Origin of the sequence: Mesorhizobium sp. B2-4-6, assembly GCF_006442775.1 — a bacterium.
Taxonomy (GTDB): domain Bacteria; phylum Pseudomonadota; class Alphaproteobacteria; order Rhizobiales; family Rhizobiaceae; genus Mesorhizobium.
In genome coordinates, this window is the sequence record NZ_VFVI01000019.1 from 1 (window position 1) to 20,791 (window position 20,791).

Annotated in this window: 25 protein-coding genes and 2 pseudogenes; 17 read left to right on the forward strand and 10 right to left on the reverse strand. The window is 60.7% G+C overall.

Going from position 1 to position 20,791, the window contains the following annotated elements:
• Nucleotides 1-138: 138 nt before the first annotated feature.
• Nucleotides 139-984 (reverse strand): plasmid partitioning protein RepB C-terminal domain-containing protein, encoded by an 846-nt coding sequence (locus FJ957_RS29660; RefSeq protein ID WP_140836490.1) that lies wholly within the window; start codon nucleotides 982-984, stop codon nucleotides 139-141.
• Entirely contained in the window at nucleotides 972-2,546 is a 1,575-nt protein-coding gene (locus tag FJ957_RS29665; RefSeq protein ID WP_140836495.1) for a recombinase family protein, read from the reverse strand. Before FJ957_RS29665 ends, FJ957_RS29660 begins: the two co-directional genes overlap by 13 nt.
• 65 nt (nucleotides 2,547-2,611) lie before the next feature.
• On the opposite strand from FJ957_RS29665, the gene FJ957_RS29670 reads away from it, so the two are divergent.
• From FJ957_RS29670 to FJ957_RS29680, 3 genes are all read left to right on the forward strand, one after another.
• The gene (locus FJ957_RS29670; RefSeq protein WP_140836501.1) at nucleotides 2,612-2,872 is read left to right on the forward strand and encodes a type II toxin-antitoxin system HicB family antitoxin; all 261 of its coding nucleotides are present in this window, start codon (nucleotides 2,612-2,614) and stop codon (nucleotides 2,870-2,872) included.
• A gap of 165 nt (nucleotides 2,873-3,037) precedes the next feature.
• A complete protein-coding gene (locus FJ957_RS29675; protein WP_140836506.1) occupies nucleotides 3,038-3,358 on the forward strand; it encodes a YMGG-like glycine zipper-containing protein in 321 nt (106 codons plus the stop codon).
• A gap of 114 nt (nucleotides 3,359-3,472) precedes the next feature.
• Nucleotides 3,473-4,087 carry a methyltransferase domain-containing protein gene (locus tag FJ957_RS29680; RefSeq protein ID WP_140836511.1) on the forward strand — a complete coding sequence of 205 codons (615 nt, stop codon included), beginning with the start codon at nucleotides 3,473-3,475 and terminating at the stop codon, nucleotides 4,085-4,087.
• Nucleotides 4,088-4,860: 773 nt separating this feature from the next.
• On the opposite strand, the gene FJ957_RS29685 is transcribed toward FJ957_RS29680, so the two are convergent.
• Nucleotides 4,861-5,772, reverse strand: a complete 912-nt coding sequence (locus FJ957_RS29685) for a LysR family transcriptional regulator (protein WP_140836517.1) — start codon at nucleotides 5,770-5,772, stop codon at nucleotides 4,861-4,863.
• A gap of 173 nt (nucleotides 5,773-5,945) precedes the next feature.
• Between FJ957_RS29685 and FJ957_RS29690 the strand changes: the two genes are divergently transcribed.
• The 5 genes from FJ957_RS29690 to FJ957_RS29710 all read left to right on the forward strand — a co-directional run bounded on the left by FJ957_RS29690 (nucleotide 5,946) and on the right by FJ957_RS29710 (nucleotide 10,206).
• Nucleotides 5,946-6,167: a helix-turn-helix transcriptional regulator gene (locus FJ957_RS29690; protein ID WP_140836522.1), complete on the forward strand. Its 222-nt coding sequence runs from the start codon at nucleotides 5,946-5,948 to the stop codon at nucleotides 6,165-6,167.
• Nucleotides 6,168-6,556: 389 nt separating this feature from the next.
• The gene (locus tag FJ957_RS29695; RefSeq protein WP_140836527.1) at nucleotides 6,557-7,216 is read left to right on the forward strand and encodes an ABC transporter permease subunit; all 660 of its coding nucleotides are present in this window, start codon (nucleotides 6,557-6,559) and stop codon (nucleotides 7,214-7,216) included.
• Nucleotides 7,217-7,228: 12 nt separating this feature from the next.
• Nucleotides 7,229-7,978 carry an ABC transporter permease subunit gene (locus FJ957_RS29700; protein WP_140836534.1) on the forward strand — a complete coding sequence of 250 codons (750 nt, stop codon included), beginning with the start codon at nucleotides 7,229-7,231 and terminating at the stop codon, nucleotides 7,976-7,978.
• Between the two features lie 53 nt (nucleotides 7,979-8,031).
• Entirely contained in the window at nucleotides 8,032-8,880 is an 849-nt protein-coding gene (locus FJ957_RS29705; RefSeq protein ID WP_140836539.1) for a transporter substrate-binding domain-containing protein, read from the forward strand.
• 72 nt (nucleotides 8,881-8,952) lie between these two features.
• Entirely contained in the window at nucleotides 8,953-10,206 is a 1,254-nt protein-coding gene (locus tag FJ957_RS29710) for a CapA family protein (RefSeq protein WP_140836544.1), read from the forward strand.
• A 15-nt stretch (nucleotides 10,207-10,221) separates the two neighbouring features.
• On the opposite strand, the gene FJ957_RS29715 is transcribed toward FJ957_RS29710, so the two are convergent.
• Nucleotides 10,222-10,752, reverse strand: coding sequence for a helix-turn-helix transcriptional regulator (locus FJ957_RS29715; RefSeq protein ID WP_140836549.1), 531 nt, complete (start codon nucleotides 10,750-10,752; stop codon nucleotides 10,222-10,224).
• Between the two features lie 142 nt (nucleotides 10,753-10,894).
• Between FJ957_RS29715 and FJ957_RS29720 the strand changes: the two genes are divergently transcribed.
• On the forward strand, nucleotides 10,895-11,131 hold the full coding sequence (locus FJ957_RS29720; RefSeq protein WP_140836554.1) for a helix-turn-helix domain-containing protein: 237 nt from the start codon (nucleotides 10,895-10,897) through the stop codon (nucleotides 11,129-11,131).
• Here the strand turns inward: FJ957_RS29720 and FJ957_RS29725 are convergent.
• On the reverse strand, nucleotides 11,122-11,673 hold the full coding sequence (locus FJ957_RS29725) for a hypothetical protein (RefSeq protein ID WP_140836560.1): 552 nt from the start codon (nucleotides 11,671-11,673) through the stop codon (nucleotides 11,122-11,124). The two genes, FJ957_RS29720 and FJ957_RS29725, sit on opposite strands and share 10 nt — an antisense overlap.
• Nucleotides 11,674-12,262: 589 nt before the next feature.
• Between FJ957_RS29725 and FJ957_RS29730 the strand changes: the two genes are divergently transcribed.
• Complete coding sequence (locus FJ957_RS29730) at nucleotides 12,263-12,613, forward strand: hypothetical protein (protein WP_246686000.1); 351 nt, start codon at nucleotides 12,263-12,265, stop codon at nucleotides 12,611-12,613.
• Nucleotides 12,614-12,859: 246 nt separating this feature from the next.
• Nucleotides 12,860-13,687: an agmatinase gene (speB, locus tag FJ957_RS29735; protein WP_140836565.1), complete on the forward strand. Its 828-nt coding sequence runs from the start codon at nucleotides 12,860-12,862 to the stop codon at nucleotides 13,685-13,687.
• A 46-nt stretch (nucleotides 13,688-13,733) separates the two neighbouring features.
• Here speB and FJ957_RS29740 read toward each other — a convergent pair whose 3' ends face one another.
• The 4 genes from FJ957_RS29740 to FJ957_RS32090 form a co-directional block, all read right to left on the reverse strand.
• Nucleotides 13,734-14,480 carry an ABC transporter permease subunit gene (locus FJ957_RS29740; protein ID WP_181180765.1) on the reverse strand — a complete coding sequence of 249 codons (747 nt, stop codon included), beginning with the start codon at nucleotides 14,478-14,480 and terminating at the stop codon, nucleotides 13,734-13,736.
• Nucleotides 14,481-14,562: 82 nt separating this feature from the next.
• Complete coding sequence (locus FJ957_RS29745; protein WP_140836569.1) at nucleotides 14,563-15,579, reverse strand: ABC transporter permease; 1,017 nt, start codon at nucleotides 15,577-15,579, stop codon at nucleotides 14,563-14,565.
• Nucleotides 15,572-16,540, reverse strand: coding sequence for an efflux RND transporter permease subunit (locus FJ957_RS32085; protein ID WP_210243266.1), 969 nt, complete (start codon nucleotides 16,538-16,540; stop codon nucleotides 15,572-15,574). Before FJ957_RS32085 ends, FJ957_RS29745 begins: the two co-directional genes overlap by 8 nt.
• Nucleotides 16,446-17,135 (reverse strand): efflux RND transporter permease subunit, encoded by a 690-nt coding sequence (locus tag FJ957_RS32090; RefSeq protein ID WP_210243267.1) that lies wholly within the window; start codon nucleotides 17,133-17,135, stop codon nucleotides 16,446-16,448. Before FJ957_RS32090 ends, FJ957_RS32085 begins: the two co-directional genes overlap by 95 nt.
• On the opposite strand from FJ957_RS32090, the gene FJ957_RS29755 reads away from it, so the two are divergent.
• The 3 genes from FJ957_RS29755 to FJ957_RS32020 are packed head-to-tail and all read left to right on the forward strand — an operon-like array spanning nucleotide 17,071 to nucleotide 17,958.
• Complete coding sequence (locus FJ957_RS29755) at nucleotides 17,071-17,469, forward strand: hypothetical protein (RefSeq protein WP_181180773.1); 399 nt, start codon at nucleotides 17,071-17,073, stop codon at nucleotides 17,467-17,469. The two genes, FJ957_RS32090 and FJ957_RS29755, sit on opposite strands and share 65 nt — an antisense overlap.
• On the forward strand, nucleotides 17,463-17,735 hold the full coding sequence (locus FJ957_RS32015; RefSeq protein WP_181180766.1) for a hypothetical protein: 273 nt from the start codon (nucleotides 17,463-17,465) through the stop codon (nucleotides 17,733-17,735). Before FJ957_RS29755 ends, FJ957_RS32015 begins: the two co-directional genes overlap by 7 nt.
• Before the next feature lie 4 nt (nucleotides 17,736-17,739).
• Nucleotides 17,740-17,958 carry an ATP-binding protein gene (locus FJ957_RS32020; RefSeq protein WP_181180767.1) on the forward strand — a complete coding sequence of 73 codons (219 nt, stop codon included), beginning with the start codon at nucleotides 17,740-17,742 and terminating at the stop codon, nucleotides 17,956-17,958.
• A gap of 388 nt (nucleotides 17,959-18,346) precedes the next feature.
• On the opposite strand, the pseudogene FJ957_RS29765 reads toward FJ957_RS32020, so the two are convergent.
• Nucleotides 18,347-18,769, reverse strand: a pseudogene (locus tag FJ957_RS29765) (IS6 family transposase); the annotation flags it as partial.
• Between the two features lie 254 nt (nucleotides 18,770-19,023).
• Here FJ957_RS29765 and FJ957_RS32380 point away from each other — a divergent pair.
• The 3 genes and pseudogenes from FJ957_RS32380 to FJ957_RS29780 form a co-directional block, all read left to right on the forward strand.
• A pseudogene (locus FJ957_RS32380) lies at nucleotides 19,024-19,228 on the forward strand (transposase); the annotation flags it as partial.
• Between the two features lie 78 nt (nucleotides 19,229-19,306).
• Nucleotides 19,307-19,549 carry a hypothetical protein gene (locus FJ957_RS29775; RefSeq protein ID WP_140836575.1) on the forward strand — a complete coding sequence of 81 codons (243 nt, stop codon included), beginning with the start codon at nucleotides 19,307-19,309 and terminating at the stop codon, nucleotides 19,547-19,549.
• Between the two features lie 570 nt (nucleotides 19,550-20,119).
• A complete protein-coding gene (locus FJ957_RS29780; RefSeq protein ID WP_140836577.1) occupies nucleotides 20,120-20,761 on the forward strand; it encodes an outer membrane protein in 642 nt (213 codons plus the stop codon).
• The last annotated feature ends 30 nt before the right edge of the window (nucleotides 20,762-20,791 follow it).

Consider the following 20,791-nt stretch of genomic DNA (forward strand, 5'->3'; position numbering starts at 1 on the left):
CCCATGCAGAACCTGGCCCATAGCGCATCCTTTGATTCGGAAGATAAGGATGCCCCATCAAAGCCTGGGATCAAACAACTAGTAGTCCAGGTCCGATGGGAGAAGCGGGTAATCTGGCGCGATGAGTGAGCATCGAGCCTACCTAATTGGGGTCGGCGTCGACAAGCTATGAAACTCTTCGAATTGGTCTGGGAAGTTGTGTGCTAGGTAGCGCACCACCTTGGAATTATCCATCAGCCGGTCCAAATAGCGACCGGCCGCCAGCAGTTTCAGGCTCACGGAGCCACGTCGCTCCACAGCGCTCAAAAACTCACTGCTTAGCCTGCCAAGTTCTGGCGTCATCGCGCCGAGTTGATCTTCAGACACGTTGGCTATCGTCGTTGGATCGAAACCCTTGGCCAGCAGAGGGCGCGGCGTAAAGGCGACAAGGATCTTCGTGTATGTGAATGTGACCCGCTCCATACCGACCATCAGTCGGGCAATTTCCATTTGCCTGGCCGGGAGCACATGCCGCAGCAAACCGAAGATCTTCACTTTCACAAAGCAGTCCTGGAGGAAAGCGAGGACGTCCGGGCAAATCCCGCTGACAGGTTGCCCGCCCGCGCTGCTGTCTGCAGGCAACATGCCGGCATGCTTTGCTGTTGCCGCCTCTAACGGAGCGTCGTCGTGTAACCTCTGCACCAGGCAGTTTGGGATGGTGGCAAACCCCTCTGACTTGAGCAACGAGAGAAACTCTTTGTCATTCATTATCACGTGAAGCGCTTCGGCCAGACGGACCAGGCAGCGTTCCGCTTCCTCGGTTTCTCGTATGAAATCGCGCTTGCGGCCGCACGCCGCCTTGTAGGCCGGCAACAGCTTGGGCGCGAATAGCTTCTCCTTCGACCCAGGTTGATCGGCAGCAATTTCGCGGGCGTGTCTCTGGGCGCTGTCGTGCAAAGCCTTGTAGGCAGCCTCTCGGGTCAAACGACGCTTCAACCGCACCATAGGGTCTCCGCACCGGCTCGCGCTGAGAGCTTGACGAGAGGGTCGAGCGTGGAAAAGAGGTAGGTGTCCAGCTGCGCTCCATTGTTCGCGGCCAATTGCGATCTGCCGACGATTTCAGAAGCGGGGGCAATGAGGTAGTCCCGAATGACCAGGTCACCCGGGCGCATCCTGATCAGGGTGAAAATGTCGACCACCGACTGGCGTTGGGTGTCCATGGACCAGAAAGGGTAGCCGTGGTCGGAAGCGCGGCAGCGTGCGATTTCGACCGCAACCGTGAACTCATCGTTGATCCGCAGGAGGTCGGCCTCTCTGTCGTAGGTGGCCTTTCCGCCAACGCATCCGATCGCGGCCAGTAGGTCCCCGATCGCCTGTGTGCGCAGCGACGCCAGTCGCTCTCGCGATGTGATAAATTGCCAGTTCTTGGGTGGCTGATACCCAATCAATTCGTAGGCCTTCAGAAGGCTCCCGAAACGATGATGATACAAGCTGGCCTTAGGACAATCAGGCGCAGCCTCGATGATCGAGCTGGACAGGGCGCCGTGACGCACCAGGACTTTCTTCAGTGCAGCCAGAATCGCATCATTGCTCACGCGCAGATGCGAATAGAGCTCTCTGTGGATGGCTTGAGCCCGATCGAACAGCTTGCGATCTACAATCGGCTCGAATGCACCTTCCGCGCGCACCCACTGTTCAGGAGGGTTGCTCACTGCCTTTGCTTTCAGCTTGCGGGAGCGCCTGTTCCAGACATTGGTGCCGACGTATTTTTCATTGGTCAGGACGCCGCGCACGGTTTCCCGCTTCCATGGTCGCTCAAGGTCCGTCAACACGCCGCGCTTGTTCAGGAGCCTTGCCATCTCGAGTTCTGTCATGTGCGTTTTGACGAACTGACGGAAGATCCACCGAACCGTTGCAACTTCTTCGGACGGCCCTGGCACCAGGATCGTCCTGTCGGTGTGCACGCTCTTTTGCTCGTGCTCAGAGAGGATAAGTTTGGGGCGTCCCGAATGGTCGATAATCTGGCGTCTCAAGCCGAGACCTGGCTTACCACCCTGGCGGAATCCCAACCGGATCAGCCTTGCCTGCCCTATGAATGTCTTCTGCGAGAGCATGCGGCTGTGCTCGGCCGCCATGCTGCGTTTGATAGCCTTGAGCACGTCCGAGCCGATACTGCCGTCGTTCAAGAACTGCTCGGCGCAGAATTCGATCCGCACGCCGGCCAGATGGCACCGGTACTCGTAGGACGCGCTTTCATCGACGTTCTGAAAGCGGCCCCAGCGGCTAACATCATAGACAACGATGGTTTCGAAATCGGCGCGCCCGCTCTCCACGTCGGCGAGCAAACTTTGCAGGCCGGGGCGCCCTTCCAACATGAGGCCGCTGCGACCGGCGTCCTCGTAAGTGGCGACGATCTCGTAGCCCATGATATCGGCATAGTTGCGGATGGCGTCTTTCTGGTTTTCGATCGAGTAGGTCTGCTGCTCCTTCGACATGCGCACATACTGCGCAGCGCGAACCCTCCGCCTCCCTTCAGGAGTGGTGCGGGTCGATGTAGCTTTGTCCATCGTCTTGCGCCGTCGTATTGGCGCTTTAAACTAGCGGTCGATGACCGTGCGGCAAGAGGAACGGAATGCGCCAGTACGTCGGGCTGATCCACAAAGATGACGCCAGCGACTACGGAGTGTCCTTTCCCGACCTCCCGGGCGCTATTACGGCCGGGGCAACTCTCGAAGAGGCACGCGAGTTGGCCGAACAGGCTTTGGCCTTTCACGTTGAAGGTCTGATCGAGGACGGCGAGGCGGTTCCAGATCCCACTTCCCTTACGAAGGTCATGGCAGAAGCCGACCGTCGGGCGCTCACTCCGATCATGGTTCCGCTTGGCGCCTTCTGAACATCTTTCCCCTTTGGCAACCATGGCGATCAACTGCCGGGAAACCGTGATTCACTTCGTGAGCGAGCTCCGCCGCCGTTCCGCCGCAATGCGACCGCAGGTGGGCGAAATCGCCCCTGTTTTCAACCTGTTGCCATTTCCTGGGGCTTCAGAGGAGTTCTAGTGATGATCATCAAGAAGGCTATTCTGGCGGTGCTCATGACCGCAGCCCTTGCCGGCTGCGAGACGCAGACCGAGGGCCAGCAGCGGGCCACCACCGGTGCGTTGCTCGGCGGCGCCGGCGGCGCACTGGTCGGCCAGGCGATCGGCGGCAACACCAAGAGCACCGTAATTGGCGCAGCGAGCGGCGCGCTGCTCGGCGCCGTCGTTGGCTCGGCCACCACCCCGCAGGAGCCGCGCGGCGGTCAGCTCTGCCGCTACCAGGACCGCTACGGCCGCATCTACACCGCGCCCTGCGACGACCGCTATTACAACAGCAACTATTGATCGAAGTCTGATCCGCGGGAGGCCGGCGCCGACGACGCCGGCTCCTTTGCGCCGTCATTCTTTTGTACGGTTTGCAGAATAAGAAGGTTTGCGGCGGGCAGGAGGAGGTCGAGAATGACAAACCTTGCCGGCGCCCTGAAAAATCGTGGCAAACACGCGGTGAAGCGGCTGGTTCGCTATGATAGCCGCAACTGGCTGCGCATCCGCCAGATCGAAGCTTTCACAGTTTTCCTCGAAGCGGCCAACCGCAAGTCGCGCGACGTTGTCGAGATCTCGCCGGGCTGGAACCGCTATTGGCGAGCCCTATGCCCGGACTACCGCTCAGTCGACTTCCCCGACTTCGACATCTGCAAGGACCGCACCGACGAGCAATATTCGATCGTCATCGCCGACCAGGTGCTGGAGCATGTGCAACGCCCGCAAGTGGCCGCCGCCAACATCCACGCCATGGTGAAGCCCGGCGGCTGGGCGATGGTGGCGACGCCCTTCCTGTTCCGCGTACACGCCCGCCCGCACGACTACAACCGCTGGACGCCCTCGGGGCTCAAGCAGCTGATGGTCGAAGGAGGCTTTGGCGAAGACGACGTGCAGGCCTTCGGCTGGGGCAACAAGGCCTGCGCCAGGGCGCACATTGGAGGGCCAGTCCGCGCGTATGGCGTGTGGCGGGACCTGAGCAACGACGAGGAATATCCCTTGATGGTTTGGGCGTTTGCCAAAAAAGCCGACTAAACCGGCGGGTCATTCATGTTGATGGTATGGCTAATTAAACGGCCGGCAATAATCGAGATGCTACCTCTTTCGGCCGAAACGACCGTCCATTAGAGATCGCTTGTTTCGAACGGGCCGCGAACAGAATGAGCACACCGCACCTGGCTGCACAAAGACTGTCACCCGACCGATAATGGGACGCGTTTGTTGGCACCGCAATTGCACTGACCTGTTGGACAGCCAAGGCGGACAAAAAGATGCGTATATCGGTAGGACCAGCTAAGCGCGAGGGGTCGTCTCGAACGATATTTCATCGTCCGTTGACCGATGGAGACGTCCGACAAGGAACACCCGGAGCGGTCATCGTGTCGATCGACGCCGAGGGCCTATATACCGACGGGTCGCGGTATAGATACACAATGGAGTTCACACTAGACGATCTGCAGGTGGCGATAAGGGGGTTACAGCGCTAAGTCAGTTTAAGAGGCGGCCTCGCAGGGCGCGGGAATCGAAAGCCCGTCGCAGCTAATGAGCATAAAGCGACGGGCTTCTGGAGAGTAGACGACTGCATCCTGCCACTCGGAATCGACCGCTAGCCTACAACCGTTGAGCGATTGAATTGTTCCAATTCGGGACGGAAAGGCTGCTTCTGGACGTTCGCCTCTTTGATGATCCGCAAGGCTTCTTCGGTGGTGATCCCGCACCTGCGAGCATAATAGGCGGCTTCCGTTTGAAGTTCTTCATCAAACGGAAGCCGGCTAAGAAGAAGGTAGCCATCTGCAGCACCGATCCCTTCAATCGCTTTCAGATTTTGAAAATGCGGCGATGATTGCCTCGAGCGCGACGTTCAATGCATTGGAGAAGGTGCGCCCCTTCTGCCACACCGCGACGTAGTGATAAAGCGCCGAGGGTTCCACTGGCCGTGCTTCGAGTCGGAACGCTACGTACTCGCGCGCGATAATCTCGTTGGTTATCGCAATGCCGAGCCCTGCTGAAACATATCCGGCCTCGTGACCGTTGCAATCGAACTCGACCAGAATGTCGGGCTCCGCGCCGGCAAAGCGCAGGGCGTTGAAATTCATCTGGTGGGCAGCGAATTGCGGATCGATGTCGACGATCGTCTCGCCGGCGAGATCCTGGGCCTCGACTCGAGCCAGGCTCGAAAACCGGTGGCTGGGAGGAAAGATGCAGACGTTGCGCGCCGATCCGAGCGGCGCCCATTCGAACAGGCGCGCATCGAGCGGCAATCTCGAAATTCCGAGATCGGCGCGGCCCGCCAGGATGTGCTCGCCGATCTGTTCGTAGCTGCCCGAGATGGAGCGCACATTCGAGGCGGTCCTGGCATAGATGATGCCAACCACCTTCGGCAGGGTGACGAAACCGAACACAGATGGAGCGGCGATCGCGATGCGCTGCTTTTCTTCATTCCTCATCGCGAAGATGGATGCTTCCAGCCGTCCGAGCGACGTCAGCGCCATTTCGACGTTCCGCAGCAATTCCCAGGCCTCGAGCAGCGGCACGATGCGGTTGGCGGACCGCTTGAAGAGCGTGAGGCCGACGGTCGCCTCGAGCTGCTTGATATGCTGACTGACGGCCGGCTGGCTGATGCCGAGCTCGACCGCGGCCCGCCGTGTCGAGCCGGTGCGAAGCACGGCGCGAAAGACTTGCAACTGACGGACCTTGAAGCCGCCTGGCAGCAGTTCCATTGCCTGCGCTCCTTCCAACGGACGGGCCGATGCCCTTTGCGGTCGCTGCTGGCAGACGCCGGGGCAAAATCTGCAGGGTCCGCCCCCAAGATCACGGGCGATCTCGGGACACACTATAATATGGTCACTATAGTGACTGGTAAAGCTGAAGGTTTGCTTATCGCTATGCGCGCATGCGCCTGGCGGAGATTTTTGGAGCGAACGTTCGCACGGTCCGCCTGAAGCGCGGAATGACCCTGGAATCGCTCGCGACCGAGGCGGGCCTTGCCTACAGCTACATGGGCGGGATCGAACGCGGCCAGAAAAATCCCAGCCTGAACGTGGCCGAGAGGATCGCCAAGGCGCTGGAGTGCGATCCCGTTGTCCTCTTCCGCGTGAGTTCAGCAGACAAATAGCCGGCTCCAAGATCAGGAGTCCGCCCCTCGATCGCCTCCATCCCCAAATAGCCGGAACCAGCGCTCGGGCCGGGCTGGCGGATGGGCTTGGCTGGTCAGGCTTGCAAAGCGCCGGCTGCCTTCTTTGTGGCGCAATGCCAGTCGAGCGATGCGGCCGTCACCAAACGACGATTTCCCTCTAGATTAAATCTCGCATTATAAGGATTTCTTATAGCAAAAATTATGAAAATTATAGATTGAATGCCAATAATCCAGATCTTATCCTAATACAAGTCAGACAGTTAACTCAGAGTTATTTACAATACAAGGCGCAACCTAAGGTTTCCCGCCGGCTATGATCTTCACGCGGCCGGCTCTTTTTAGCGTATTGTGCTTCAAGGAAACGCTCAATGGGTGGTTTTACTGCTCAATTTGCTGCCGCCTTCACCATAACCGTCAGCCTTGGGCTGATCAGCGGCTGCTTGGGGACAGCCGCCGGATTGCTTCTGGCGATCTCGAAAGGCTCGGCGCACCCGCCGCTCGCCCGCATCGTGACTGCCTACACCACGGTTGTGCGCGGCGTGCCTGAACTTCTCATCATCCTGCTCATCTATTTCGGCGGGACCACGCTCGCCAGTAGGCTGGCCGGGCGCTATGTCGAGGTGAACGCCTTCAATGCCGGCATCATCGCGCTTTCGGTGGTTTTCAGCGGCTATGCGACCGAAGTATTCCGCGGTGCGATCGCCGCGGTGCCCGCCGGTCAGACCGAAGCGGCCAAGGCGCTTGGCCTGGGCGCCTGGCAGCGCTGGCTCCTCGTCATCGGACCGCAGATGCTGCGGCTGGCGCTGCCGGCCTATGGCAACCTCTGGATCTCGCTGTTCAAGGACACCGCGCTGGTCTCGATCGTCGGCCTGACCGACATCATGCGCGTCGCCTATGTCGGGGCCGGGTCGCTGCGCGCCCCATTGACCTTCTATCTCGCGGCATCAGCCATCTACCTGTCGCTGACCACCCTCACCCTTCTGTCGATCCGCTTCGCGGAGCGGCGCTATCCCGCTCTTGGCCATTAGGAGCGAGCGCCCATGAACTTTGGTCTGATGCTCGACGCGGTCGCTGTCCTGCCTTCCGGCATTGCGCTGACCCTGACCCTGACCGTGCTGTCGCTGACCGCCGGATTTCTCCTCTCGGTGCCGCTTGCCTTCGTGCGCGCTTTCGCGCATCCCGGCTTCTCGCGCGCGGCGCTCGCCTATACCTATGTCGTTCGCGGCACGCCGATGCTGGTGCAGCTCTTCCTGATCTACTACGGCCTCGGCCAGATCGAGGCGGTGCGGGCAAGCGTCTTCTGGGTGGTGCTGCGCGATCCCTTCTGGTGCGCACTGCTTGCCTTCTCGCTGAACAGCGCCGCGCACACCACTGAGATCCTGTGCCGCGGTCTCCAGTCGGTGCCTAGGGGCGTCATCGAGGCGGCTGCCTCGCTCGGCCTGAAGCGCTTCCAGACCGCCCGCCTGGTCACCTTCCCAATCGCTTTCCGGATCTCGCTCCCGGCCTATGGCAACGAGGTTGTGGGCATGATCAAGGGCTCGTCGTTGGCGAGCACTGTGACGCTGCTCGAAGTCACCGGCATGGCCAGGCAGATGGTTTCGACGACCTTCGCGCCCTACGAGATCTTCATCGTTGCCGGAGCGATCTACCTGCTGTTGACGTCGATTGCTGTCAAAGCCACGCAATTCCTCGAACGCAGGCTTTCGACCGATCGCCCGCCAGCACAGCGGTCGAGATCACGATGGCGCACGCCGCTGCCAGGCCAAGGCATCACGACGCCGATGCCCTGACGGCGCGCCGCTCCAGAAGCTCCTTCCAACCCAGACCAAACAAGAGGTGCATCATGCGCATACCCCTGGCTATTGCTGTCGCTATCGCGGCGCTGACGCCGGCCTTCCCGGCCGGCGCCGAAGGCGAACGCGTCGTAACCATCGCCTCCGAAGGCGCCTCGCCGCCCTGGGACGGCACGGACGACAAGGGCGAGCTTTATGGCTATGACATCGACGTCGGCCGTGAGCTTTGCCGCCGCATCGCGATCAAATGCACCTTCGTCCCGCAGGACTGGGACGGGATCATTCCGGCGCTGCTGGTGGGCAAGTTCGACGTCATCATGTCGGGCATGGCGATCACCGAGAAGCGCAAGCAGTCGATCGCCTTCTCTGTCCCCTACGCCAGCGGCTTCAACCAGTTCGTGGTGCGCAAGGAGCTCGGTCTCGACCCGGGCGATACCGGTCAGAAGGTCAATCTGTCGACAATCGGGGACAAGGAGAATGCTGCCATCGAACGCCTGCGCTCGACCCTCGGTGGCAAGGCGATCGCGGTGCTGCGCTCGTCGAATTCCGAAGCGGTGGTGAAGCAGCTCATGGGCGATGTCGTGACGATCCGCAGCTATGACAGCCTGGACAACATGAAGCTCGACCTTGCCGCCGGCCGCGTCGACGGCGGCCTTGCCGACTATTTCACGTGGAGGGATTTCCTGGAGACGCCGTCGGGATCGGGAGCCGTGTTCTTCGGCCCTGAACTGAAGGGCGGGCTCTGGGGGCCGGGCGTCGGCGCCGGCATGCGCAAGGACGATACCGAGCTCCTGACCAAGTTCAACGCGGCGATAGAGGCCGCCATCAAGGACGGGACGATCAAGGCGCTCAGCCTGAAATGGTTCAAGACCGACATCTCGCCGGCCGTCTCGAACTGAGCCAGTTCCTCGTACCCGGCGCGGCGCCGGTCTCAAACCCGGCCCGCCCTCCCCTCCTTGAAGGTAAATTCCATGAAAGACCAGTTCTGCGCCGTCGTGACCGGCCAATCCCTCATCACGCGTGACGTCCGCGACATCAAAGACGAGCGCTTCGCCGCCGTCATCGACTTCTTGCGCCAGGGCGATGTCGTCTTCACCAATTTCGAGTCGACGATCCTCGGACGTCATGGCGGCTGGGCGACCAAGGGCAGGTATTTCGGCTATTCCACCGCCGAGGTGCTCGACGCATTGCAGGCGATAGGCTTCAACGCACTCGCGCTTGCCAACAACCACGCTTTCGATCTCGGCGCCGGCGGCATTCTTTCGACGCTTGAGGAAGTGAACCGCCGCGGCTTCCTCCATGCCGGCATCGGCACCGACGAGGCCAGTGCCAGCAAACCGGGCCGCCAGCGGCTGGGCGGGCGAGAGGTCGCGCTTCTTGCGTTCGATGCGGGGCCCGGCCCCGCGAGCATGTATGCCGAGGACCGCACCGCGTTCCGCCCTGCCCGCCCGGGCGTAAACAGGCTCAAGACCGTTCGCAAGATCGGGGTGCCGGACGGGCATCTGCGCAGACTGGCAAGGCTTGGCGAACATCTGCAGTGCTCGGCCTTCGAGCTCACCAACTACGCGCAGCCGGAGGATCCGTTGGAGGTGACGGCCGGCAAGGAGATCAATTTCTACGGCACCGTGTTCACGCAAGCCGCCGACTTCGGTCGGCTCATCGAGATCGATCCGGAGAGCGCGGACGCCCATTTGTCGACCATCCGGCGCGCGGCAGCGCAAGGCGATTTCGTGATCGCCTACCTGCATCACCATCATTGGGAGCCGGGCTGGCAGGACGTGCCGCGCTGGGTGCGAAGCTTCGCCCGGACCTGCATCGACGCAGGCGCCAGCCTCTTCGTCAGCCACGGCGCTCCGGTTCTGCAGGCGATGGAAATCTACAACGGCTCGGGGATCTTCTATGGCCTGGGCAACTTCCTCTTCCATGTGCACGCCGACGAGACGGAGTGGGACCCGCCGGAGGTCTGGCAAAGCATCGTCGCCGCCTGCCGCTATGATGCGGGCAAAGAGCTAGCAGAGATCGATCTTCTGCCCGTCACGATCGGCACCGAGCCTCAGTCTCTCGGATCAGCGACAGGCAGGCTGGTACCAGTCGCTGCCATGGGTGGCACAGCTCGGGAAATCCTCGAGGGATTCGCCAGGCGCTCGCGGGCATTCGGCGTCGAGATCGACATACACTCGGCCCGTGGCCGCATCGAACTCCCTGCCGCCAGAAAATTCGCCTGACGGCGACAGCCGGAGTCACGACATTCGATTATCGGCCGGCGCAGCCTCGCCGGCCGCCTTGCCATCGCCCCTCCTGTCGGGCAACGCCAGCTCCTCCCCCAACGCCGCGATGAGCGAAACGACGCGGCCGCGAACGCGCGGGGGGAGGTTCATCAGCCCCTGGATCAGGTGCCTCCCCTCGGCGCTGGCGATGAACTCCAGGCGCTCATCGACAGGCAAGGGCCGCGCCCTGTCGCGGCTCTCGTCGTTTCCGGGCAGGCCTTCAAAGAAGCGGCTGACGGGGACGCGCAGGACAGTGGCGATCTCGTAGAGCATGGAGGCGCTGACGCGATTGCGCGCGTTCTCGTATTTCTGGAGCTGCTGGAAGCTGATGCCGATGGCCCGGGCGAGCTGGCCCTGCGAGACGTCCGACTGGACGCGAACCGTCGCAATCTGCCTGCCGACATGCCGATCGGCGGGATGAGGATCGTTCTCGACCGCGGGCTTTCGCGTTGTCCGAACCAGGACGGGATGTTGACGTTTCAACAATGCCTTCCGACGCTCCAAGGATTTCGGCCGGGAGGAGCTCTGCCGCGATAATTCAAGTCAGCTCTAGCAACCGGCGACCATTCAGCCACTTAATATACCTTACGAGGTTTAAAATAACCCTATAGGTGGCAAAGACCATGTGCCTGCCGATTGTGGCCGCATGGTCAGTCCACGACAGATTCGAGCCGCGCGGGCTTTGCTTGGTTGGTCGCAGCAGGAGCTTGCCGACAAGGCGATCGTCTCGGTCAACGCGCTGGCCCGTCTGGAGAACGGCAAGGTCGATTCCCGGATCAGCACGGTGCAGGCCATCGAAGCAGCCCTGACCAGGGCCGGCATCGAGTTCTTGGCTGTCGGCCAGAAGGGCGAGGGTGTTCGCCTCCTCGATCCTCAGGCTTGAGTGCCCAGCCTGACAATGTCCTCAAGTACCGAACGGATCTGAGGCCATGGAAATTCGGGATCGTCCTCTGAAGGCTGCCCTTCCCTCAGGACCGCATCGAGCTTGGCCGCCACTCCCGCGAGAGACGTGGCCGGAGTCCGGGACAGCAGATCGAGCAAATCCGCTGCTCGATCCGCAGCCTCGCGTTCAGCCTTCAACGTCGTGGAGTATCCAAGCTCGCCGTCGGCGGCATCCCAGCGATCCTGATGAGCACCTTCCAACTTCTCACCATCAAGCGATTGAACCTTCGCGTAAGAAAGCCCAACCGTTTCGATCAGCTTCTGCTCCAGGCAATGCTGCTGACGGCATAATCTCTGGGATTCGTCGTAGGCATCCTGCCATCTGCGCCACAGGGTCTCCACTGAGTCACTATGCTTGAATGCACGCAGATTTCTGCCGACGAAGGAGTTTCGGTCTGATCTTGTATCTGCACTTGCCATGCCTACGACGGCTCTCCTGTGCGTGACGAGAGGCAAAGTCGTGGTATTGTCGGAATCAGCCATGATCCGAGCTCCAAACAGCTTGGGTTGTGGTTAGGCCGAGCGATGTGTTGCAGCACGTCGTTCGGCTGCGCAAAGGCAACCACGAATTACGTACATACCGTACATTACGGACATCACCCTTGTCAAACACTCCTGAACCGGTCGAGACTAAAACCGAACGCTTCGAGTTGCGGCTCTCGATCGACTTGCTCAGTCGCATAGACGAATGGCGTCGCGCTCAGCCCGATCTTCCGAGCCGATCTGAAGCGTTCCGGCGGCTTGTGGAGGCTGGTCTAACTGCAAAATAGGCTAGCCGCACAAAAGCGCAGCATGGAGGCGGACGCTTCGCAGCCGGCGCGGAGGAAGTAAATCTCCCGAACTGGGATGCAGGTTAATGCGCCGGTCGCCAGCTTAAACCCGCAGATGCGCTGTTGGCCGCGGGCGCTTTCTGGTCGGTTCCAGTCTGTTGATTATGCGACCTGATATAACATTTCCAACATAAGCCGCGCTATCGATATGCCGGATTTCGGGTGCGCGTGGCTCGTGCATCGGCGGAATTGTCGGAGCTAGCAAAATTCTCGTCTTTCTCTGAGGGGCTTGGATCCTGGAGATGTCGCATGTTCAAATACGTCGCCAGGCATTCGTGCCGCTCCCGCGTGCCGACTGGGTGGTGGAAAGGACCTGCGACAAATCTCGCGATTTCTGCCAGTCGATCAGCGCAACAGGCGCCGATAAATTGCTCGACTTCGGCGACGCCCGCGCGATCCTGCGGCCCACTGCCGAGAGGCTGCATTTGCGCGTAGACGCGCAGGACCTGGCCACTTTCTACGGCGTTCGGACGTTGTTGCAAGCAAGCCTGTCGGCATTCACGACCGTTCCCGGCACCGCCGTCGAATGGTACCAGGCTGTGAGCGTGCCTTTCAGGCAAATCCGCCAGCACGCAGGAAACGGCAAGGGATGACTCCCAACTGCAAGTCCACCCCAATTCACTCTGCTTGCCTCAAACACTCAGGCGCCACGGCTACTCGCCTGGTTGACTGGAGCATGGTGTGGCTGAAGATATAAATCTGGTGAATTAGCACGGCATCCGAAAGGTTCTTCCGGCTCTACCACGCGCACTGCGTCCCACCAGATCGAGACACACGGTTTTCTCTGCTGGAGGCGCGACACAGGCTGAACGATCGGCTGAAGGTTGGAGCCGACCTTGATGGATATCGGCACGTCGAACCGCTCTGGGACACGTCTTGGACCGCGCCAGATCCGCGATGAAAGCCGGATGATCCGGCCCTACAACATGGCCACCCGCGCTGCGCCTTTCGAGACGCTTCAGGTGGCCGATATCGGCGACATCCCGATCAACACCTTCGATCTGAAGAAATCGGTCGAGATCATCGCCGCCTTTTATCGCGAGATCGTGGCCCATGATGTCGTGCCGTTGGCGCTTGGCGGTGACCACACGCTCACCTGGCCAATCCTGCGCGCCATGAGGGAAAAATACGGGCCGGTGGCGCTGATCCATGTCGACGCCCATTCTGATACCAACGAGACGATGTTCGGCGAGACGGTGGCCCATGGCTGCCCGTTCCGCCGTGCCTGGGAAGAGGGTTGCCTTGTCAACGATAAGGTCTTTCAGATTGGTCTACGTGGCTCTGGCTATGCCGCGGACGATTTCGACTGGGGGCGCAAGAAGGGCTGGACCGTCATCCAGGCCGAGGAGTGCTGGTACAAGTCGCTAGCCCCACTGATGGTCGACATCCGCGCCAAGATCGGCGACACGCCGGTCTATCTTAGCTTTGATATCGACAGTCTCGATCCGGCCTTCGCGCCCGGAACCGGAACCGTCGAAGTCGGCGGGCTCACCACATGGCAAGCCCTCGAAATCGTGCGCGGAACATCCGGCCTGAACCTTGTCGGCGGCGATCTGGTCGAAGTCTCGCCGCCTTACGACCCTTCGGGTAACACGGCGCTGATCGCCGCCAACCTGCTTTTCGAAATGCTCTGCGCGGTATCTGCCCGGCGCCCTCGCATTGCTTGAAACCCAGCAGCTTCGCCGGCGCGGCGCGATTCAACGTGGCGTCGGCTCATTGCGCCCTTGGCGGTCGGCTCAGGCGGACTGAGAGCATCGTCAGCGCCAGCGACAACAAGAAGACTGCTGTGCCCACGACGGCGATCTGCGGCGGCAATTCGCGTCGCATCAGTCCGTAGAGCCAAGTCGGAAACAGTACCGTTCCGCCAGCCGTAAAGTTCGTCAAAACGAAATCGTCGAGAGAGACGGAAAAGACAAGCAGCGCTCCCGACACGATGCCGGGCAGGATGATCGGCAACCATATGGTGCGGAAAACCGTGAAGCCGGAAGCGCCGAGATCCTGTGCCGCCTGTTCAAGAACGACGCCCCCGACGATGACACGCGCACGCACATTGATGGTGACGAAGCTGATCCCAAGCGTGGTGTGGGCAACTATCACGCTTGGAAGCCCGAGTGGGAAAAAGAGCCCGCCGCTTAGCGTATGCAAGGCCGGAACGGTGGCGGTGGCTACGAACAAGGCAAGAAAACCTGCCCCAAGCACCACTTCCGGCGTTGCCAGAGGAATGAACGTCAGGACCGAGACTGCCCCTTGGCCGGCAAAATGACGGCGGCCGAGGATGAAGCCGAGAGGCGTACCCAGCAGCGCCGCAAGCAGCGCAGCACAAAAGGCCACCAGGAGACTGTTTGCGAGCGCGGTGGGAAGCTGTGATACGGCCAGCGGCGCGCGCCAGGCCGCCAGCGAGAAGCTGCCAAGCTCATAGTTGAAGCGGCCGCCAGGATCGTTGAAGGAGAAGACGATCATGGTGGCGACCGGCGCCACCATGAAGAGGAACACCAGTGCGATCGTCAGCTTCAGCCCAAGGGGCATCCTCCCTGCGGCGGGACTAGACGACATCGAGAATCTCCCGCCCGCGCATGATGCGAAGCAAGACGAGCAGCAGGGCCAGGGCGGTCACAAGAAGGACCGTGGCGGCAGCGGCGGCCCCGGCGTAGTCCAGCTCCACCAGGAACTTCGCCTGGATCACATTGCCGAGCAGCGATGCGTTGACATAGTCGCCAAGCGCCGGAATGAACGTAAGCACGGCCGCTGCCACGAACCCGTTGCGGCTGAGCGGCAAGATGATAAGGGCGAAACGCTCGGTCATGCGCCAGCCAACGAGTGCCGCCACAACCACGCACGCAGCCAGACCGCCGAGGGAGCCGCGGTCGAGGACCAATTGTCGTCCCGACACGATGAACAAGAGCAAGAGACCGACGACAAGGCCAGCCACCGCACCGCCGAACGCGCCGCGTGCGCCGCACCGTGCGGAATACAGATCGTCCGCGGCCGCACACAGCGTTCGGTCGACGCGGTTGAAGGCGGCATAGAGCGGCAGAAGCACGAAAGGGACAAGCTGATAGGAAAGCCCGGCGATCACTGCGAAAGGCGTTCCAAGAATCCGCACTTCAGCGCCGGTCAGATGCAGGAACGTGCCGAATATCGGTCCGTTGGCACCCAGTAGTGTCTGCCAAGATACGACGCGGATGAGGTAGCTGGTCAGGAACGGCGCAACAAACGCAAACAATAACACCGTGCGCTGCGAACCGCCGTAGAACGAGATGCCATAGGCCACGGGTGTGGCGATTGCGAAGGAGATGATAGTCGCGCCGAGGCCGATGAGTAGGGAGTTGACCAGATTGCCCCAATAGCCGGGCAACATGGTTGTATAATTCTCAAAGGACCAGCCGATGGCGGTAAGCGCGGACGGATCCGCGCTCATCGATGTCCTGGCCACGTAGACCAGGGGGACGACAAGGAAGACCGCCAGCCACGCAAGCGCCGGGGACATCACCAGCCAGTCCCCCATGGCGCCCGAAGGCCTGATGGCTGCTGGCAGTCTACCGTTCGCTGCTTCAGCCACTGGTGATCTCGGTCACCTCTTTGCCGACACGCATCGATTCGGCCAACGACGAACCCGGGGCCAGCGCCATATGGGCGAGGTAGTGGCCTTCCTTCAGGTCCGGAATGAAGTTGCCGCCGAAAAACGGCAGCGCGCCGAGCGCTGCGATGCAAAGTACCCCAATTGCCCAAATGATCAATCGGTAGCGCCGCTCGATAGCGGCAAGAATTGCAAGATAGCGTGCCTTCAGCGCCCGCACCAGCCTGGGTTCCTGCTCCTTCAGTGGCCTGCGCGTCAGCAGCAGGAATGCGAGCGCCGGCGTTACGGTTAGAGCCACGACCAGCGAGGCCAGGATCGCCAGGATGTACGAGACGCCCAGCGGCGCGAACAGCTTTCGGGCGATGCCGGACAGCGACATTACAGGCAGGAATACCAACACGACGACCAGGGTGGCGTAGACCACGGCGCTTCGTACCTCGAGCGAGGCGAGCAGTACGACCTTTGCAGGCGGCAGCGGGTGGGCCATCTGCTGGTTCTGGCGCAGGCGGCGGAAAATGTTCTCGACGTCGACGACCGCGTCGTCGACAACCTCGCCGAGCGCGATCGCCAGCCCGCCGAGCGTCATCGTGTTCAGGCTTATGCCGAAGTGGGAGAGCAGGATTACGGCCGTCAACAGCGACAGCGGGATCGCGGTGGCGGAGATGATTGCGGTGCGCACGTTGAGGAGGAACAGGAACAGCACGCCGATAACCAGCACGCCGCCAAGGAGAAGCGCGGTGCGCAGGTGGCCGATTGCGGTTTCGATGAAACGGGCCAGCCGAAAGATGTCCGGGTGCAGCGTTACCTGCTGTCCTGCCAGGACAGGCTGCAGCTCGCTCAGCACCTGTTCAACCCTGCGCGACACCGACATCATGTCCGCGCCGTACTGGCTTTCCACCATCAACGAGACGGCAGGCTTGCCGTCGACGGAGGCCGCGCCCACGGCCGGCGCTGGCCCGACCGCGACTTTTGGTGACATCGCCCAGGCGCAACGCGACGCCGTTCTGGTAGCGCAGCACCACCTGTGCCAATTGCTCTGGCGTAGGGGACTGGCCTTCGGTGTTCAGCACGATCCGCTGGTTGGCGTTTTCGACATAGCCAGCGCCGCGAACGCCCGTCGCGCGTTGGGCGACTGTCAGAAGATCCTGTAGCGCCACGCCATACTGGACCAGCTTCTGTGGGTCCGCCTGAACCTGGAACTGCTTGACGTCGCCGCCGAACACGATCACGTCGGCGACGCCCGGCACGCGCAGGAGCTGGGGCTTGACGGTCCAGTCCGCCAACGTTCGCAAGTCCATCAGCGAAAGACGGTCGGAGGTCAGGCCGGCCACCAGGGTCACGTTGGTCGAGGACGTAAGCGGCAGCAGGGATGGCGGCTTGACTCCGAGCGGTAACGTGCCGCCCAGTGCGTTGAGCCGTTCGACGGCCAGTTGCCGAGCCCTGTAGATATCGGTCCCGTCCTGGAAGGTATCGGTGCATCTCTTCTGGCCCGTTCTGTCACTGCTGCCGTTGCTCGCATTGTTCCTGTGGTACGGCATCGGCTACGGGCTGAAGCCACTCTACCAGATCACCTCCGAGTTGAAGCAGCGCGATGCCGAAGGCCTGGCGCCTATCGGGCCGGGTCCGTTGCCAAACGAGGTCAAGCCCTTGGTCGACAGCCTCAACGACTTGCTGCGGCGGCTGGACCACGCATTCACCATGCAAAAACACTTTATCACCGATGCGGCACATGAGCTACGCACGCCGATGATGGCTCTCAGTATCCAGACGCAGTTGGCGCAGACGGCCTCAACCGAAGAGGAAGTGGACAGGCGCTATCGCAGGTGCAATCCGGTGTCGTTCGGCTTGCCCACCTGGCGCAGCAATTGCTGACGCTCGCCAGGCTGGAACCGCAGGGACAAGCCGTTGCGCCGCGGTCGGTAGAGCTGTCCCGCCTTTGCAAATCGGTGATCCTGGATCAAATCCGGCTGGCCGAAGCCAAATACATCGACCTGGGACTCGTCACTCAGGACAAGGCCGAGATACAGGGTGACCCGGATGCTCTACGCATTCTGCTCGACAACCTGGTCGACAATGCGATCCGATATACCCCTGTGCACGGCAACGATCGACCTGGCGGTGCGGCGGAAAGGGAATGAAGTCGTGCTGGAGGTCTGTGACAACGGTCCCGGCATCCCGGAATCTGAACGGGAGCAGGTGCTGGAACGGTTCTACCGCGGCAGCAACCATGAGGTTCAGGGGAGCGGCTTGGGGCTCTCGATCGTCCAGCGTATCGCCGCGCAGCACAGTGCGCGCTTGTTGCTTGGCGGCGGGCCAGACAGTCGCGGGCTGCTGGCCCAGGTGCAGTTCCCTGTGAGATGACGCCATGAGCCAGATCCTGACTTCCCTAACGTCATTTGGCATCTTCGAGAACGGTGAAGCCGTCACGTTGCGCAACCTTGAAGAGACCGCTAGAAGATCGGGGAAGGTGTACCCAAAGACGCGCCGGTGTCTTGTTCCTTCCGGCTGAACGACCGACGGCAACCTGGCGATTCTCAGGGGCACCGTGCTCAGGCGCTCGGTACAGATGTCGCCTGGCACTTAATGAGGTTCTTCCTGTCGCTTGGTACTTGATGATGAGAATCACGCCTCAATGATGGGAGCGGGAAAAGGCGGGGGTCAAGCCGCAAGGGCAAACTTGGCTTGTTTGAGCCGGCCGTCGGCAACCGCGGCTCGGACCTGAAGGACCCGGTGAGCGCCGACTGGGGACACAGGCAATAATTACCTCTCGGTTGGTCTGGCTACCATCAATGACGATGTGATCTGGCCGTCCATGACGCTTCAATGCCTTTCGGGCGAAACGCATGGCCGCCACCAGATCGCGATGTTCGCTGAAGAAGAACTCGACCGTATCGCCGACGATCGCGCGATAGAGGTACATCCATCGACCGCGAGCGTGGATGTAAGTCTCATCGACATTCCACTTCCCAGTGACCGAGCGTTTCCGCTGATTGAACCGCTCCAGCAACAGTGGCGAGAAACGAACGACCCAACGGTGGATCGTGGAATGATCGACGTGAATGCCGCGTTCTGCCATCATCTCTTCCAGATCACGCAGGCTCAAATTGTTGGCCAGGTACCAGCGGACGCACAGCAAGATCACAGAACGGTCGAAATGGCGGCCTGAAAACACGAGAAACCCCTCTCCGAAACTGAGAGGCATTCATGCCACTTTCATCGTTGACGTCGAGTTTGCGACAGAGCCGTTCCAGGCGGGGCTCGATTTCGCCGTCACCCCCGGCGCCACGGTCGGCGTGTCCTACCACGGACAGTTCGCATCCGGTGTCTCCGATCAGTCGGTTCGGGCTGACTTCAGCATGAAATTCTGATTGCCCGCGCGACAGGTCCGGCGATCGTCCCGGGCGGCACTTAAAGCAGTTCACCCGCATCCTGCAGACCGATGCCTATGCCGCTACAACGGGCTGTACCTCCTGGACCGGAAGCCCGGACCGGTGACGGAGGCGCTGTGTTGGAGCCATGCGCGGCGCAAGTTCTTCGTCCTTGCCGAAATCGCCGCCAATGCGCATCGAGGGAGGATCTCGCCGATGGCCGTCAAACGCGTCGATCTCTGTTCGACATCGAGCGCGACATCTTTGCGCCTGAGGCACCCGTGTTGACAGTTAGTACCACGTTAATTATACATTAGCATTAGCTAAAAAAGGGGATTATAATGAAAACTGCTATCGTTTGCGCAGCAATTGTCCTTGCCGCGTCTAGCGCCGCTACAGCGCACGAAAAGAAGGCAAAGGTCACAGCCAACGCATGTGCTGGTATGTCGATCAAGGCGGCAGCGGCAGCAAAATTGGATTGTACTGCAACCGGCACCGCCACTTCATCACAGACTGACGAAGGTAATTCGAAGCCGCGCCTGGGATACGATACCAACCCCTGGATTTTCTCTTTCGGTATTTAATTCTTTCCGCTGCAACCGCCCAAGGAACCAATGCGGAGTGACTACAAACCTTGCCGTTCGAGCGACTTCAGCATGAAGTTCTGACAGTCCCCGGGAGAGGGAACTGTCCGGATGCCCTGAAGCGGCGCCGCGCCTGGTTCGATGGTCAACTCGATCTCGAATCGAGCGGCCAATACTTCTTGCGTTCGAGGTGTGCATGTATCTGCCTTTGCGCTCCTCGAGGATGATCGGCGGCAGATCGGGAGCTATGCCATAAATCGGATCGATATGGCGCATGCCGGCGAGCTAGCCGTCGGCGTTGAGGATCTGTTGAGTGGTCGTAGCTGCCTCATAAGTCAGTGATTACTTACCTAAAGCGAGCGACGATTTGGAGTGCTGCGGGATCGTCGCGGGAAAGATTGTATGCCACACGCAACAACTGTGGCTTCTATGCATCGCCCGAGGAAATAATCCCGCCTTCGAATTTGGGAGAGTTGACAACGGAAGGCGTTCCGCGACAACGCTTTATCCACTCGGGTGGTGACGTTGGGGCATTCATCCGACCTAAGCAGGCAACAAAGGGTTATTCCCGTGAAACAGCTTCTTCTTGCAACCGCTCTCGTCCTTGCCACCGGCACCGCCTATGCGGCTGACGTATTGCAGGAGGCGCCGGTTGCTGCTTCCTATGACTGGACCGGCGCATATATCGGCGTGAACGCCGGCGGTGGTTTCGGCACGTTTAAGCTTTCTCCTTCCGGCGGCGGACCTGGCAGTATCGACCTCAGTGCGAGTGGCTTCCTGGGAGGCGTTCAGGCCGGTTACAACTGGCAGTCCGGCCAGATGGTCTACGGCGTGGAAGCCGACTTCCAGGGTTCCGACGTTAAGGGCGAATTATCGGTCGGCGGCCCCTCTATCGAAACAAAGGTTGACTGGTTCGGCACGCTGCGTGCTCGCATTGGCTTTACACCCGTCGATCGCTTCATGGTCTATGGCACTGGCGGCTTGGCCTACGGTCACGAAAAGATCTCGGCCCCCGGGGTCGACTTGTCCAAGACCAAGGTCGGCTGGACCGTTGGCGCGGGTGCCGAATACGCCATCAACACGAATTGGACGCTCAAATCTGAGTATCTTTACACGGACCTGGGCAAAGCGACGTTCACAACTGGAGGGAGTGGTATCGACGTCAAAGTCCCCTTCCACACCGTTCGCGTCGGTCTGAACTACAAGTTCTGATTTATCGGCGGACCTAATAGAAAGCCCCGG